The organism is Sphingopyxis sp. BE259 (assembly GCF_031457495.1).
Lineage (GTDB): Bacteria > Pseudomonadota > Alphaproteobacteria > Sphingomonadales > Sphingomonadaceae > Sphingopyxis.
Window position 1 is genome coordinate 123,162 of the sequence record NZ_JAVDWM010000001.1, and the last position, 15,343, is coordinate 138,504.

Genomic DNA, 15,343 nt, shown 5'->3' on the forward strand with positions numbered 1-15,343 from the left:
CCTGACCATCGCACCGGCCATAAAGGAGAAGAAAAATGGAAATCCGCGTCTCTGGCCACCAGATCGAAACCGGCGAAGCGCTGCAGGCGCATGTGTCGGACCGGATGAACGCGATTGCCGACAAATATTTCTCCCGGGCGATCGGGGCGCACGCGACCTTCGGCAAAGGACCACATGACAGTTTCCAGTGCGACATCGTCGCGCATGTGATGCAAGGGCTGGTGCTCAAGGGGCATGGCCAGGCGCAGGACGCGCATGTTGCGTTCGAGGGCGCCGCCGAACGCATCGAAAAGCAGCTGCGGCGCTATATGCGGCGATTGAAGGATCACAATAATGGCGTAGCGCAGCCGTCGCCGACGGTTGACGAGATCGAGGACAATGCAGGCTATACCGTGTTCGACGCTGGCGACGACGAGGATGCCGGTGACGCGCCCGCGATCATCGCCGAAACGCGCGTCGATATCCCCAGCAGCAGCGTGTCCGATGCGGTGATGATGCTCGACCTGCGCAACACCAATGCGCTGTTGTTCGTCAACAGCAAGACCGGGGCGCACAATATGGTCTATCGCCGCGACGACGGGACGATCGGCTGGGTCGAACCACGATAGGACTGGATTTTCTTCGCCAACCGGCATAAGGGCCGCGCCCAACAACGTCCCATGCCGGTATGGCGGGGCGCCGGCATCACTGATCCGCGATTCATCGTTACGGAACAACCGGCCCCTCGCCCGTTGGCTACACAGATTTGACTAGACCCATGAACCTTTCCTCCCTTCTGTATCCGGCGACCGTGCGCGCGCATGTGCAGCTCGATTCGAAAAAGGCGCTTTTTCCCTTTGTCGGCGATCTCGCCAGCCGGTCGCTCGGCCTCGACGCGGGCGAAGTCAGCGAAGCGTTGCTCGAACGCGAACGGCTGGGGTCGACCGGGTTCGGGCGCGGGATCGCGCTGCCGCATGCCAAGATGGCCGACCTGACCGGCGTGCGCGGGCTGTTCCTGCAACTATCGCGGCCGATCGATTTCAACGCGGTTGATGGCTTGCCCGTCGATCTGCTGTTTGTCCTGTTGTCGCCGCTCGATGCCGGCGCCGACCATCTGAAGGCGCTCGCTGGCGTCTCGCGGATGCTGCGCAACGAGCCGATTGCCGAACGGCTGCGCGGGGCAAAGAGCGATGAAGCGCTGTACGCCCTGCTCGCCGACACCGAAACGCGTGACGCGGCGTAACGCCGCGGCGCGAGTTTTCCCATGACGCGGCTCGCCAGCCGCTTCCTCGTCGATCTGCTGCTGCGCCGGACTGAAGCGGCAGGCGGCTTTGCGACTGTGCTTGCCAAAGGCGATGAGCATTCGGGAATCATATTGGTCCAATGCACCGAACGCGGCGCATCTGGCCCGCTGCTCGAACGGCGTTTTTCGGCGAGCGGCCACTATATCTGGGAGGCCGTTGGCCCGGGCGACCCCAAAGATGGTGAATCGCGCGCCAACTACCAAGACCGGCGGCGCGCCGCCGATCCCGATTTGTGGATCGTTGAACTGGATATCGCAGATGCGCCACGACTCGTCGCGGAGTGGGCCGCGTTAACTTGACTCTGTTGCGGTGCACAATAAGTGGCGCCCATTCGATAACGCGTAGGTCGTTCCGTGGGTTGCATCGTCTGGACGATGCCCCGGCAAAACGGGTTGGACACGCAGTCGGACGATGACCGCAGGCGGCGATACTGGACGTTAGTCCCCCGCCTGTTTTGAGAGGTTCGGTTCATCGGCCGCACTTTTGACGGACATTATGAGTCGCATTTTGAATACAGCCAGCGTGGCTGCCGTCGGCATGACTGCCGCCACCATGCTGCTTTTGGCGGAACCTGGCTTTGCAAGCGATCTTGCCGCCGACGCCAATCTCCCCGCGCTGATCGCCCCCGCTGCTGATGCACCGGTCGTGGCAGACCAGGCGGATCTGTCGATCAAGGCCGATGTGCCGGACGATGACACCCCCAAAAATCTCGAAGAAGCACCCGCGCCGGACGCAAAGCCGACTCCGGTGACCGCCGAATCGCTTGCCGCGCTGGTGGCGGCCACGCCGCGGCCCGCCGATATGGATCCCGAACTGCGCTGCCTGGCTGGAACGGTTTATTTCGAATCGCGCGGCGAATCGCTTCCGGGCCAGCTCGCGGTCGCGCATGTCGTGATCAACCGCGCCCAATCGGGCCGTTTCCCCAAGAGCCTGTGCGGCGTCGTCCATCAGAAAAGCCAATTCAGCTTTGTGCGCGGCGGCAAGATGCCCGCGGTTCGCGAGGGCACCCAATGGGCCAATGCTATCGCAATCGCCCAGATCGCCCGCGACGGCAGCTGGAAGAATCACGCCCCGGGCGCGCTGTTCTTCCATGCCCGCTACGTCTCGCCGGGTTGGCGCAAGACGCGCATCGCCCAGATCGACAACCACATCTTCTATCGCTGAGTGGGTGGGCTGCTGCCACGGCGCTCCCTCCTCATTCGTCATCCCATTCATTGCCAAGCCATATTTGCTGGCGCATGATGGCTGGATGACGCGTCAACTTTCCGTCGCCCTGCTTTGTGCAGCGGCGCTTTCGTTCGGCGGCTGTGCCACCGCAGTGCCGCCGGTTGAAGTCACCCGTTTCCATAATGCCGTGCCCGGCTGGGCGCCGGGGACGCGCTATGCGATCGCGACCGCGCCGCTCGATGGCCCTGCGGTCGGTATGCCGTCGCTCGAATGGAACAGCTATCGCGCCGCGGTCGACCAGCAATTGCAGCGTCAGGGGCTCGTCGCGGCAGGCAGCAATGACCGCGCGCCGTTGCTGGTTCGCGTCGCGTTCGAACGCAGCGAACAGCCGAGCGCGGCGCGCCGGTCGCCGGTCTCGGTCGGGGTCGGCGGATCGACCGGCAGCTATGGGTCGGGCGTCGGGCTGGGTATCGGCCTCAATCTGGGCGGCGGGCCAAAGCGGATGGCCGATGTGCAGCTGTCGGTCCGTATTGACGATGCCGCCACCGGGCAGGCTTTGTGGGAAGGCCGCGCGCTCGCCGCCATCCCCGTGAAGGCGCCCGCGTCGCAGCCGTCGCTCGCCGCGGCAAAATTGGCTGAAGCCCTATTCAAGGACTTCCCCGGCGAATCGGGACGCACTATCAGCGTCCCATGACCATCACCATCAACGCCGCTTTCGACAGCGGCAATATCGTCGTGGATTCGATCGACGGCTCTGCGGCGCGTCTGTCGATCCGCAAGGATCGCGAATCCGATTTCTTTCAGTGGTTTCACTTTCGCGTGTCATGCGCGGTCGGCGATGCGCTGGAAATCGCGATCACCGGGCTTGATGCCTCGGCCTATCCCGATGGCTGGCCGGGCTATGCGGCGTGCGCCAGCTATGATCGCGACTACTGGTTCAGGGTCGATACCAGCTATGAAGCGGGCACGCTGACGGTCCAGCATACCGCCGAAAGCCCGATTCTCTATCTCGCCTATTTCGCACCCTTTTCGATGGAGCGGCACCATGATCTGGTCGCCAGCGTCGCCGAGTGCGAGGGCGTCACTTATCGCTGCCTCGGCACCAGCATTGAGGGCCAGCCGATCGACTGCCTCGAAATGGGGACCGGCGACACCCAGGTGTGGCTCTATGCGCGTCAGCATCCGGGTGAGAGCATGGCCGAATGGTGGGTCGAGGGCGCGCTGGAAAAGCTCACCGACCCCGCCGATCCGCACGCGCGATCGCTGCTGAAAAAATGCCGCTTTCACATCGTGCCGAACATGAATCCCGACGGGTCGCGCCGCGGCCATCTGCGGACCAACTATGCGGGCGTGAACCTCAACCGCGAATGGGACAACCCGACCGCCGAACGCAGCCCCGAAGTGCTGTGCGTGCGGAACGCGATGGACGAAAGCGGCGTCGACTGGGCGATGGACGTCCATGGCGACGAAGCGATTCCGGCGGTGTTTCTCGCAGGCTTCGAAGGCATCCCGTCGCTGAAGCCGGAACAGATGGACAAATATAAGGCGTTCCAGGCCGCGCTCGCGGCGAACACGCCCGATTTTCAGGTCGCCCTCGGCTATAGCGAATCGGCGCCGGGCAAGGCCAATCTGTCGATGTCGACGACCCAGCTCGCCGAACGCTTCGGCGCGGTGTCGATGACGATCGAGATGCCTTTCAAGGACAATGACGACCTGCCCGACCCGGTCGCCGGCTGGTCGCCCGAACGCTCGAAGCTGCTCGCCCATGCGTGCCTGGCGACGCTAGACCAGATGCTGTGAGCGCGGCGGCGGCTTGGCGGATCGTCGAAGATGATCTGTCGGGCGCCGCGATCCGCGCCCTGCTTCAACAGCATTTCGCGGGGATGCTCGCCAATTCACCCGCGGGTAGCTGTCACTTCCTCGACTTCGACGGGCTGAACGCCGCCGACGTGACCTTTTGGTCGATCCACGACGGCGATGCGCTGGCGGGGTGCGGGGCGCTTAAGATGCTCGACGCCGCGCATGGCGAGATCAAATCGATGCGCACCGCCGATGCCTTTCTGCGCCGCGGCGTTGCGGCGCGGATGCTCGACCATATCATCGCCGAGGCCAAGCGTCGCGGGCTGGCCCGACTGAGCCTCGAAACGGGTTCTGGCGCGGCGTTCGAAGCCGCGATTGCGCTCTATCATCGCTACGGGTTTGCCGATTGCGCCCCCTTTGCCGACTACCAGCCCGATCCGTTCAGCCGCTTCATGACGCGCGAAATCTAGAGCGGGATGACTTCAGTCGGGATCGTCATTGCGAGGAGCGAAGCGACGCGGCAATCCAGCGTGGCGGTAACCGCCGTGGATTGCTTCGCTCGCGCAACGCGCGAGTTTATCCTGAGCGACTGCAAGGCAGTCGAAGGGCTCGCAATGACGAGTGGAGTAACCTAAACTCATCAATCTCTAGACAAGAAAACGGGGTCCGGAAGGGACTCCGGACCCCGCTCATGATGCCCCGCGGGGCATGGCGTTACAGGCGCTTATGCCGCCTGCTTGTCCTCGACCAGCGTCGGGGTCGCATTGCCGCCGATCGCGATCTTGTGCGGCTTCATCGCCTCGGGCACTTCGCGCACCAGGTCGATGATCAGCAGCCCGTCGGCGAGGTCAGCCGCGCTCACCCGCACGAAATCGGCGAGCTGGAAGCGGCGCTCGAAGGCCCGGGTCGCGATGCCGCTATACAGCAACTGGCGGCCTTCGCCCTCGGCGGCGGGGGTCTTGCGGCCGCTGACGGTCAGCATATTCTGCTGCGCGACGATGTCGATTTCGTCGCTTTTGAACCCAGCCACCGCCACGGTGATGCGGAAATGGTCGTCGGCGATCTTTTCGATGTCGAACGGTGGATAATTTTCGGCGCCCGACCCGCTGGTTTCGAGGAAATCGAACAGCCGATCGAAACCGACGGTCGAACGGCGATAGGGGGTCCAGTCAAAACTGTTACGCATGGTCTTTCTTCCTTTTCCAAAAGCGAAGTCAGGGACCGCAGCAGCGCGCCGCGATCGCCACCCGGCCCCGTGTCGGCAGCCGGATGCTGCAAATCTGGTAAGCGTTGAAACCATTTCAAGAGGGGCGTTGGCCTTCGCCGAAAAGCCGCGCTATGGGGCAGCCGACCGCTTGCATCGAAGGACAGAAAAATGCCCCAGCTCATCCTCATCCGTCACGGCCAGTCGCAGTGGAATCTCGAAAACCGCTTCACCGGCTGGTGGGATGTCGATGTCACCGAAAAGGGCGTTGCCGAGGCGTGGGCGGCGGGCGAGTTGATGAAGGCCAAGGGGATCGCCCCCGATACCTGCTTCACCTCGGTTCAGTCGCGCGCGATCAAGACGCTTAACCTTGCGCTCGAAGCGATGGGGCGGCTGTGGTTACCAGTGACCAAGGACTGGCGGCTCAACGAGCGCCACTATGGCGGGCTCACCGGGCTCGACAAGGCCGAGACGGCGGCAAAGCATGGCGACGATCAGGTGAAAATCTGGCGCCGCAGCTTCGACATTCCGCCCCCGCCGCTCGACGCGGGATCGCCGTGGGATTTGGCCAGCGATCCGCGCTACGTCGGGATTGCGATCCCCTCCGCCGAAAGCCTGAAGGACACGATCGACCGCGTCCTGCCCTATTACGACAGCGCGATCGCGCCAGAGTTGGCGGCAGGCAAAACGGTGCTGATTTCGGCGCACGGCAACAGCCTGCGCGCGCTGGTCAAACATCTGTCGGGCATTTCGGACGCCGACATCACCAGCCTGGAAATCCCGACCGGCCAGCCGATCGTCTATGAGTTGAGCGACGATCTGACCGCGCGCGAACGCTATTATCTCAGCGAGCGGTAACGGATTTCGTCAGTACGAGGAGCCGAAGGCGACGCGGCAATCCAGAGTGCGCCTAAACCGCTCTGGATTGCTTCCCCCGGCTTTCCCGGGGTCGCAATGACGATGGCTCAGAGCGTTCCCGTCACGGTCAGCTGGACATATTGCCCGAACCCCCGCTGACGGCTTTCGCGGAATGCGACCGGCCCGTCGCGGCGATCGACGAACACGGTGCGGTCAAAGCCGTCGTTCATCCCCGCAAGATTGCGGTACGACAGCTTCACGGTAAAGCCCGCGACGTCCTTGTGCTCGACAAAGGCGGTGACGAACGCGCCATCGGTATATTCGCGCTCGATGGCGCCAAGCCGCAGATTGGGGCTATAGCGTTCGTCGAAATAGCCGCCGCCCCACGCCAGATTGCTGCCGGGGATATCGTGGCGGAGGCTCAGATCGACAACATACTCCTGCCCCGCGCTCTGGTCGCGCCAAGCTCCGGTGAGCGGGTCGCGCACCCGGTTGCGGCGCCAGGTGATGTCGCTGTTGATCCGCGCCCCCTTCCATCCCAGCCGGTCGAGCAGCAGGGTCGCTTTCGAGCTGATCCGATACAGATGCGCTGGCGGCAAGTTGCCGCGGCCTTCGGTCGTCGGTGACAGCGGCACCTGATCGACCAGATCTTGGGCATAGGCATAAGCGACGGCAATGGAGGCATTGCCCCATGCGCCCATGTCCTGAACCAATTCGAGTTCGGTGCGATTGAGCACCGGCGGGACGAGCAGCCCGTTGCCGCCATTACCCTGCCCGTTGGCGACATCGACCGAGCTTGCGAAATCGAAAAAGTCGAGTTGATCGACGCGGCGCTGGAGGAACCAGTTGACCGTCGTCTTGTCGCCGAGCTTCCACGCTAGCGCGATCTTGCCCTTGGGTCGGATGAAACGACGGGTCAGGCCGCCGGGGCCGGATGATGACAGTTCGCTATATTCGGCGCCAAGGTTGATCTGTGCGGTCAGGTTCGATGCCAGCGCGCGTCCCCAGGTCAGCGACGCCTCGCCGCGCTTTTCCTCGACCTTTGTTCGTTCGCCGCCGAAGACGACGGGCAGGAAGCTGCCGTCGGCCTGCAAGGTCGCGAATTCGGCGTCGACGTCGAGCGTGTTGTACGCCCCCTCCAGCGCGACCTGCCAGTCGGTGCCGCCGCCGGTGCGCCAGCTATATTCGCCGCGCAGGATCGATTCGCTCTCGTCGGCAGTCTGCCTGAACCGTTCACCCGTCCGCCCACCAGTGCCGCGATCGACGATAAAGCTGTCGGCGAAGGGGCTGTGCTCGAACCGGTAGAGGGTGATCAGCTTCAACCGCCCCTTGCCGAGCCCCAGCTCATAATCGCCGCCGATGTCGAAGTTGAACTCATCTTCCTTGAACTTGAACGTCTCGCGAACCGTGCCGTCCGCCGGCCGCTCCGACACGCTATCGACCCGTTCGTCGAGCCGTTGCAATTGCCCGCCAAGGTTCAGGTTCCACTTGTTGCCGTTTGCCGTCGTGCGCGCCAGCGCCGCCGAAAGCCGCGGCCGATCGCCATCATAGGCACCGAATTCGTCGCGCGTGAACAGCAGTACGCCGTTCGCGTCATACACTTGTTCAGGCCCCCAATGACCCTGACGGGTCGCCTCGTTCTTCAGGCTCAGGGTCAGAACGGAGCCGCCGATCTTGCCGGTCGTTGAAATCTCGCCGTTCAGCCAGTTGTTTTCCAGCCGCGGGCGCCATTCGGGCTGCCAACGGATCGTTGTTTTGAACCCGCTGCTCCCTGCGCCCGCGACGAGTACGACATTGGCGACCTGCCCGGTCAGGCCCGGGACATTCAGCCCGGCGCCGTCGACGATGTCGATATAGGCGACCTCCGCCGCGGTGATGCGCGCCAGCGCGGTGCGCGCATCGGTCGATTTGTTCGCGATGCGCTCGCCATTGATCAACACATTTTCGGTCGCTGCGCCCAGTCCGCGCTCGCCGCCATTGGTGCCGGTGACGATCAGGAAGCCGGGCACCTTTTCGACCATGTCGAGCGCGGTGCGCGGCGCGAAGCGCGTGAAGTCGGCGGGTGTATAGCGTTCAGCGCCATTCACCGGGACCGGGATCGCGGGCGGCGCGTCGCCCGTGGGCTCCTGCGCCGAAGCAGGCGCGACCGAAAGCAGCGCCGCAATGGCAAGCGATGACCCATGAAAAACGGCCGACATAATTCCCCCTCGCGGCCGCTATCGAAACAGATGGCCTCCCCAATCGCGAATAATTCGCAACAATTATATTGTCATATTATGTCTACCAACGGGCAGCATGCCTCGACGAGCGTCGGACAATTCTACCCATGGACAGCGTGCTTACCCCAGGCAACGCGGACGATCTGCGTCAATCGCGCAGGAGCTCGTTGATCCCGGTCTTGGCGCGCGTCTTTGCATCGACGCGCTTGACGATCACCGCGCAGTAGAGTGAGGGGCCGGGCGATCCGTCGGGCAGCGGCTTTCCGGGCAGCGCGCCGGGCACGACGACGGCATAGGGCGGGACTTCGCCGATGAAGACCTCGCCCGTCGCGCGATCGACGATCTTGGTCGAGGCGCCCAGATAGACCCCCATCGACAGCACCGCGCCTTCGCGCACGATCACGCCCTCGGCGACTTCGGCGCGGGCGCCGATAAAGGCGCCGTCCTCGATCACCACCGGGCCGGCCTGCAGCGGTTCGAGCACGCCGCCGATGCCGGCGCCGCCCGACAGATGGACGTTGGCGCCGATCTGGGCACAGCTGCCGACGGTGGCCCAGGCGTCGACCATCGATCCCTCACCGACATAGGCGCCGATGTTGACGAAGCTGGGCATCAGGACCGCGCCCTTGCTGATAAAGGCGCCGCGGCGGACGATCGATCCGGGGACGGCGCGGAAGCCTGCGTCACGAAAGCGGTTTTCGCCCCACCCGGTGAATTTCGACGGCACCTTGTCCCACCAGCGCGCGCCACCGGGCCCGCCCTCGATCAATTCCATGTCGTTGAGGCGGAACGACAGCAGCACCGCTTTTTTCAGCCACTGGTTGACTTGCCACGTCCCGTCCGCCTCGCGCTGTGCCACGCGCAGGCTGCCGTCATCAAGCCCGGCGAGTGCGGTTTCGACCGCATCGCGGACCGCGCCCGTCGTGGTCAGGCCCAGCGTGTCGCGATCTTCCCACGCGGCATCGATCGTCGTTTGCAGGTCGGTCGTCATGAAATCCTCCAGGGCGCAGCCCCCCCAAATTCTGGAAGCGTATCGAGCCAGTCGGCAAGGTCGGCGACGTGAAAATCGACCTGATCCGGCAGGTGGTCCCGATGGCCGCTTTCGCTGCCATTGTCCAGCCAGACAGTGGTCATCCCCAGCGCCTTGGCCGGGGTCAGGTTGCGCGCCATATCCTCGACGAACAGGCTGCGCGCCGGGTCGATATCCAGATGCGCCGTCATCATCGCATAGGCGGCCGGATCGGGCTTGGGCGTATAGGCGGTGGCGCGAATGTCGCAGATGCCGCCGAACAGATCGGCGATGCCGCGGGCGTCGAGCACCCGCGCGGCGTAATCGGCATCGGCATTGGTGAAGATCAGCCTGCGGCCGGGCAGGCGCTCTAGCCCCGCGCGCAGCCGCGCATCGGGCGTGATGCGGTCGAGCGCGATGTCATGGACATCGACCAAAAAGGTTTCGGGCTCGACGCCGTGGTGGCGCATCAGCCCGGCCATCGTCGTGCCATGATCGTGGAAATATTGCTTTTGCACCCGCCGCGCCTCGATCGCATCGCAAGCGAGCAGCCGCATGATGAACGCACCCATACGGTCGTCGATCAGGTCGAACAGCTTTGCCGATGGCGGATAAAGCGTATTGTCGAGATCAAAGATCCAGCAATCGATATGGTCGAGCGATATGGGCATGACGGTGCGGCGCATAGGCGCTGGGGGATACGGCGGCAAGCGCGCCGCTTTACCTTCCCGCAATGTCTTTGGCCCTACATCGGAAACTGCTAATCCGATCGGGATCCCGGCGCAGTTCGGGATGCCGACAAGAAGGGGACCCGCAATGGCCGACGCGACGCCACGCAGCTGCATCCGCCGGAAGATGGGGCGGCCGCTGCCCCTGTTGCTGAGCGTCGCCGCGCTGTCGCTTGCTGGTTGTGGCGGCGGCGGGGCGCGGCCTGCGCCGACCCCGGCGCCGCCGACGTCCCCCGCACCGACCCCGGTGCCAACACCGACGCCTGCTCCTACGCCGACGCCAACTCCGCCGCCGACAGGAAATTTCAATACGGCCGAAACGCGGCGATCGGACGGGGTCAATTTCCACGGCGCGATCACCGCCTATCAGGCCGGCGCGAGCGGGCAGGGGATTTTGGCGGGGGTCATCGACGATGGCATCGACGAAGACAGCCCCGAGTTCGCCGGACGCATTTCGTCCTTCTCCGCCGATCTGGCCGGATCGCGCGGTATCAACGGCGAGGGCAGCCACGGCACCAACGTCGCGCAGATTCTGCTCGGCGGCAAGAATGACGCGGGCACCTTCGGCATCGCGTTCAACGCCAATCTGCTGGTGCTGCGCGCCGACCGGCCGGGGAGCTGTGCGACCGAAGATCCGGCCAACGACGAAAGCGGCTGCCAATTCCCTGAAAGCGCGATCGCTGCCGGACTCGATCGCGCGATCAGCGCCGGGGCGCGGGTGGTCAACATCTCGCTGGGCGGCGACGATGCGCCGGGCGCGACGCTGCGCGGCGCGGTGCAGCGCGCCACCGCGGCCGGCATCATCGTCATCCTGTCGGCGGGGAACGAGGGCGATACCACCGCGAACGGCAATGACCCGAACAACCCCGGACTCTTTGCGCAGGGGATGCGCGACGCTGGCGGCGGGCTGGTCATCATCGTCGGGTCGGTCAACGAAAATGGCGTGAGTTCGGATTTCAGCAACCGTGCAGGGATCTATGCCGGATCCTATCTCGCGGCGCTCGGCGAAGATGTGTGCTGCACGTACAAGGACGGCGTGATCGAGACCGAGGGCAATTTCGTCTTTGTCATCAGCGGCACCAGCTTTTCGGCGCCGCAGGTCGCGGGCGCGGTGTCGTTGCTGGCGCAGGCTTTTCCGAACCTGTCGAGCCAGCAGATCGTTCAATTGCTCTATCAATCGGCGCGCGATGCCGGGGTGGCGGGCGACGACGCGGTGTACGGGCAGGGCGTGCTCGACATTGCGCGGGCGTTCCAGCCGATGGGGGCGACGACGCTCGCGGGGACCGCGACCGCGGTCAATCTGGGTAGCGCGCTGGGAATGCTCGGCGGGCCGATGGGCGATGCGGGGGCAGGACGTCCGGGATCGACCGTTGGGCTGGTCGCCGATGGTTTCGGCCGCGCCTTCAGCGTCGATTTCGGCCAGTCGCTGGCGCCGCGCCGCCCCGACTTCAAACTATCCGGCGCGCTCGGCGGGCTGATCCGTCAGCAAAGCGCCGCCAGCCAAGCGACCGCGCTGTCGCTCGTGACCGCGCCGCGAATGGGCGCGGGCGATGCGCTGGCCGGCCTGTCGTTCCATGATGCGCAAGCCGCGCGCACGCTTGCCGCGTCGGTGGTGACGCCGCTCGATGCGCGGACGCGGATCGGCTTTGCCGCCGGGCGCGGCACGTCGGGCCTGCTTGCGGGCGAGCGCGGCGAGAGCGGTCATGCGATGCTGATCGGCGATGGCGCGCATGCCGGGCTGGGGTTTGCCGTCAGCCCCGGTGTCGGATCGATGTTGCGCCATAATATACAATCTAATCAATATATTAGTATTTCTTTGGAAGATGGCTGGGTGTCGGGTTCGCGGTGGCAGGACGATCCGTTGCTGCGTTACCGCTCGGGCCGGGACAGCCGTTACCAGCGCGTCGGTGCCGCTTGGGACGGCCGCTTCGGTCCGGTGCGCGCGATGCTGGGGGGCGGCTGGCTGCGCGAATCGGACAGTCTGCTCGGCGCGCGGCTTGGCCCCGTGTTCGCGGCCGGGGGAGCGACGAGCCTGGTTGGCGACGCGAGCCTGGGACTCGATCTGGCGAACGGCTGGCGCTTGTCGGGCGCGTGGCGTCAGATGTGGACACGCCCCGATCGCGCCGGTCTGGTCGCAGGCGGCGCCTTGTGGTCGTCGGCTTTCTCGTTCGACGTCGCCAAGACGGGCTTGCTCGGCCCAGGCGACCGCGCCGCACTCCGCTTTGCCCAGCCGCTGCGCGTCGCACGCGGCGGCATCGACCTGCTGCTGCCCGTTGCGCATGATTATGCCAGCGGCCGCACCGATTTCGGCCGCCTCACCTATAATCTCGCGCCGACGGGACGCGAACTGGTGGTCGAGGCGAGCTATGCGCTGGCGCTGCTCGGCGGCGATCTGATCGCCAATACATGGTGGCGGCAGGATCCCGGCCATATCGCCGCGATGCCCGACGACAAGGGTGCGGCGCTGCGCTTTACGCTGGGCTTCTGATCGGCTTTAACGGCTCCCAACGTCAAATCAGGGGATGCCAGAATGAAACCGATCCATTGTCTTCCGCTTGTTCTGCTCAGCGCCGCGCTGGCCGCGCCGCTCGCGGCGCAGGCGCCCGCGCGCACCGTGATTCATGCCGGACAATTGCTCGCCGAACCGGGCAAGCCGGTGCGCGGCGCGTCAACGATCATCGTCGAGAACGGCCGGATCACCAGCGTCGCCGACGGCTACCAGCCCGCCGAACCAGGCGCGATATTGATCGATCTCAAGGACAAATATGTCCTGCCCGGGCTGATCGACAGCCACGTCCATCTGACCAGCGATGCGGGCGGCATCGCCGGCCAGCTCGAAGAAATCACCCTCAGCCCCGCGGCGCAGGCGTTCAATGCCGAGGTCAACGGGATGAAGACGCTGCGCGCCGGGTTCACCACGGTGCGCAACCTGGGCGATGGCGACGGTGCGACACTGGCGCTGCGTGATGCGATTGCCGCAGGCAAGGTGCAGGGACCGCGCATCGTCGATGCCGGGAACAGCATCTCGGGCAGCGCCGGGCATATGGATGGCTCGCTCGGTTACCGTGACGAACTCCGGCCCTTCTTCGCGGGCGCGGGCAACACCTGCAACGGCGCCGATGATTGCCGCCGCGCGGTGCGGTTGCAGGTCGGGCGCGGCGCCGACGTGATCAAATTCGCCTCGACCGGCGGGGTGAACAGCCGCATCGGCGCGGGGCTGGGCAAGCAGATGTTCGACGACGAGGCGCAGGCGATTGTCGAAACCGCACGGCTGTTCGGCAAGAAGGTCGCGGTCCATGCGCACGGCGCCGACGGCATCCGCCTCGCGCTGACCGCGGGCGCCGATTCGATCGAACATGGCACGATCCTCGACGACGCGACGATCAGCCAGTGGGCGAAATCGAAAACCTATTATGTCCCGACGCTGTCGACGGTGAACGGGTATAAGGAACGCATCGCCGCCAATGCCGCGGCTTATGAACCTGACGTGCTGGCCAAGATCAAGTGGCGCATCGAAATCACCGGCAAAAGCCTGGAGCAGCTCGTCCCGCGCGGGGTGAAAATCGCCTTCGGCACCGATGCCGGAGTATCAAAGCACGGCCGCAACGGCGACGAGTTCGAATTGATGGTCCAGCACGGCATGACCACGGTCGCGGCGCTGAAAGCGGCGACGGTGAACGCCGCCGATCTGCTCGGCCTGTCGAACGAGATCGGCAGCATCGCCGCCGGCAAGAGTGCCGACATCATCGCGGTCGCCAGCGATCCGATTGCCGATGTGCGGGTGCTGAAAAAGGTCGATTTCGTTATGGCGCGGGGCAAAGTGGTCGAGTGACTTCTCCGCTTCGCTCGCAATGACAAGGATTAGGTGAGGAGTGCCGCTTTAAGCTGCGACCACCGTTCCAGCTTTATTCCGTAACCGCTTGTATTCGCCGCGCTGCTCGACGGCAGGTCGATAACAGCGATGTCACCCAGCATCGGCAATTGCCGCCGCCCGATCGCCGCGGCCTTACCGCCGTTGAACGCGATCATCCGCAGATCGGGCAACGTCGCGATCAGCGCCGCCAGATCGTGCGGATCGGCTTCGCGGATGTCCGAATCGCTGCTGCTTCGCCGCTCGGCGGTGCGGATCACGTCCCACAGGCCGATCTTTGCGGCGCGCAGCGCGGCCAGCCGTGCGTCATAATCGCGCTCGGCGAGCGGTGCGCCGATGATCGCGCCGACCAACCGCCAGAACTGGTTCGTCGGATGCGCGTAATATTGCTGCTCGGCGAGTGAGCGCGCTCCTGGCAGGCTGCCGAGGATCAGCAGCCGGGTGTCCGAAGCGACATGGGGCGCAAAGCTGGCGTGGCGCACGACGGGCATCGCCAACCGATAGCCCGTCCCGCGCGGCGCAACAATCTTGCTCACCCCTTGACCCTTAAGGGAATCACCGCTAGGGGCCGCGTCGATCGAAAGTGGCGCTTAACCGCCGCATTCGGTTGCAACAGCGCTGAACATTGCTGGCGCGGATGGAGCCTCCGGACGATCAATTGCGATTGGCCGGGGTCTTTTGCTGTTACAAGGTTGCCCGTTTTTCGCGGTTTTCTGCGAAGTTTTGGGTCGATGCTTCGTCCACCGCGGTACAGTAACCGTTCGCTTTGATGGGCGGACATTTAAAGGTGAAGCATTCATGCCCACGATCAACCAGCTGGTCCGCAAGGGCCGGACTCCCCAGAAGGTGAAGTCCAAGGTCCCGGCGATGGACGCAAACCCGCAAAAGCGCGGCGTTTGCACTCGTGTCTATACGACGACCCCGAAAAAACCGAACTCGGCGCTCCGCAAGGTTGCAAAGGTCCGCCTGACCAACCAGCGCGAAGTCATCACCTACATCCCCGGCGAAGGCCACAACCTCCAGGAACACAGCGTTGTGCTGATCCGCGGCGGTCGTGTCCGCGATCTTCCCGGTGTGCGTTACCACGTCCTGCGCGGCGTGCTCGATACGCAGGGTGTGAAGGACCGCAAGCAGAGCCGTTCGAAATACGGTGCGAAGCGTCCGAAATAAGGACCGCTTTTTCGGCTATTTGATCATCCCGAGC

General features: G+C 64.6%; 16 protein-coding genes. 11 read left to right on the plus strand and 5 right to left on the minus strand.

The features are described from left to right. Window positions 1–35: 35 nt before the first annotated feature. From hpf to J2X44_RS00635, 7 genes are all read left to right on the plus strand, one after another. Window positions 36–608, plus strand: coding sequence for a ribosome hibernation-promoting factor, HPF/YfiA family (gene hpf, locus J2X44_RS00605; protein WP_137751495.1), 573 nt, complete (start codon window positions 36–38; stop codon window positions 606–608). Between the two features lie 149 nt (window positions 609–757). Then, a complete protein-coding gene (locus J2X44_RS00610; RefSeq protein WP_137751496.1) occupies window positions 758–1,222 on the plus strand; it encodes a PTS sugar transporter subunit IIA in 465 nt (154 codons plus the stop codon). 21 nt (window positions 1,223–1,243) lie between these two features. Further along, window positions 1,244–1,582 (plus strand): DUF1491 family protein, encoded by a 339-nt coding sequence (locus J2X44_RS00615; RefSeq protein ID WP_310087345.1) that lies wholly within the window; start codon window positions 1,244–1,246, stop codon window positions 1,580–1,582. 196 nt (window positions 1,583–1,778) lie between these two features. Then, window positions 1,779–2,447, plus strand: a complete 669-nt coding sequence (locus tag J2X44_RS00620) for a cell wall hydrolase (RefSeq protein WP_405053330.1) — start codon at window positions 1,779–1,781, stop codon at window positions 2,445–2,447. 85 nt (window positions 2,448–2,532) lie between these two features. Beyond that, complete coding sequence (locus tag J2X44_RS00625; protein ID WP_310087347.1) at window positions 2,533–3,144, plus strand: DUF4136 domain-containing protein; 612 nt, start codon at window positions 2,533–2,535, stop codon at window positions 3,142–3,144. Further along, complete coding sequence (locus J2X44_RS00630) at window positions 3,141–4,250, plus strand: M14-type cytosolic carboxypeptidase (RefSeq protein ID WP_310087348.1); 1,110 nt, start codon at window positions 3,141–3,143, stop codon at window positions 4,248–4,250. The genes J2X44_RS00625 and J2X44_RS00630 overlap by 4 nt, the downstream gene beginning before the upstream one ends. Beyond that, window positions 4,247–4,720, plus strand: coding sequence for a GNAT family N-acetyltransferase (locus J2X44_RS00635; RefSeq protein WP_310087349.1), 474 nt, complete (start codon window positions 4,247–4,249; stop codon window positions 4,718–4,720). Before J2X44_RS00630 ends, J2X44_RS00635 begins: the two co-directional genes overlap by 4 nt. 254 nt (window positions 4,721–4,974) lie before the next feature. Here the strand turns inward: J2X44_RS00635 and J2X44_RS00640 are convergent, their stop codons facing one another. Further along, window positions 4,975–5,436: an Hsp20 family protein gene (locus tag J2X44_RS00640; RefSeq protein ID WP_310087350.1), complete on the minus strand. Its 462-nt coding sequence runs from the start codon at window positions 5,434–5,436 to the stop codon at window positions 4,975–4,977. 189 nt (window positions 5,437–5,625) lie between these two features. On the opposite strand from J2X44_RS00640, the gene gpmA reads away from it, so the two are divergent. Then, entirely contained in the window at window positions 5,626–6,312 is a 687-nt protein-coding gene (gene gpmA, locus J2X44_RS00645) for a 2,3-diphosphoglycerate-dependent phosphoglycerate mutase (protein WP_310087351.1), read from the plus strand. Window positions 6,313–6,419: 107 nt separating this feature from the next. On the opposite strand, the gene J2X44_RS00650 is transcribed toward gpmA, so the two are convergent. The 3 genes from J2X44_RS00650 to J2X44_RS00660 form a co-directional block, all read right to left on the minus strand. Further along, window positions 6,420–8,510 carry a TonB-dependent receptor gene (locus J2X44_RS00650; RefSeq protein WP_310087352.1) on the minus strand — a complete coding sequence of 697 codons (2,091 nt, stop codon included), beginning with the start codon at window positions 8,508–8,510 and terminating at the stop codon, window positions 6,420–6,422. A 169-nt stretch (window positions 8,511–8,679) separates the two neighbouring features. Beyond that, on the minus strand, window positions 8,680–9,522 hold the full coding sequence (dapD, locus tag J2X44_RS00655) for a 2,3,4,5-tetrahydropyridine-2,6-dicarboxylate N-succinyltransferase (RefSeq protein ID WP_310087353.1): 843 nt from the start codon (window positions 9,520–9,522) through the stop codon (window positions 8,680–8,682). Beyond that, entirely contained in the window at window positions 9,519–10,226 is a 708-nt protein-coding gene (locus tag J2X44_RS00660) for a pyrimidine 5'-nucleotidase (protein WP_405053331.1), read from the minus strand. Before J2X44_RS00660 ends, dapD begins: the two co-directional genes overlap by 4 nt. Before the next feature lie 130 nt (window positions 10,227–10,356). Between J2X44_RS00660 and J2X44_RS00665 the strand changes: the two genes are divergently transcribed. Then, window positions 10,357–12,756 (plus strand): S8 family peptidase, encoded by a 2,400-nt coding sequence (locus J2X44_RS00665; RefSeq protein ID WP_310087354.1) that lies wholly within the window; start codon window positions 10,357–10,359, stop codon window positions 12,754–12,756. A 42-nt stretch (window positions 12,757–12,798) separates the two neighbouring features. Next, window positions 12,799–14,100, plus strand: coding sequence for an amidohydrolase family protein (locus J2X44_RS00670; protein WP_310087355.1), 1,302 nt, complete (start codon window positions 12,799–12,801; stop codon window positions 14,098–14,100). A 29-nt stretch (window positions 14,101–14,129) separates the two neighbouring features. Here the strand turns inward: J2X44_RS00670 and J2X44_RS00675 are convergent, their stop codons facing one another. Then, the gene (locus J2X44_RS00675) at window positions 14,130–14,675 is read right to left on the minus strand and encodes a DNA-deoxyinosine glycosylase (RefSeq protein WP_310087356.1); all 546 of its coding nucleotides are present in this window, start codon (window positions 14,673–14,675) and stop codon (window positions 14,130–14,132) included. Between the two features lie 262 nt (window positions 14,676–14,937). Between J2X44_RS00675 and rpsL the strand changes: the two genes are divergently transcribed. Next, window positions 14,938–15,309 carry a 30S ribosomal protein S12 gene (gene rpsL, locus J2X44_RS00680; protein WP_037515637.1) on the plus strand — a complete coding sequence of 124 codons (372 nt, stop codon included), beginning with the start codon at window positions 14,938–14,940 and terminating at the stop codon, window positions 15,307–15,309. Window positions 15,310–15,343: the final 34 nt, after the last annotated feature.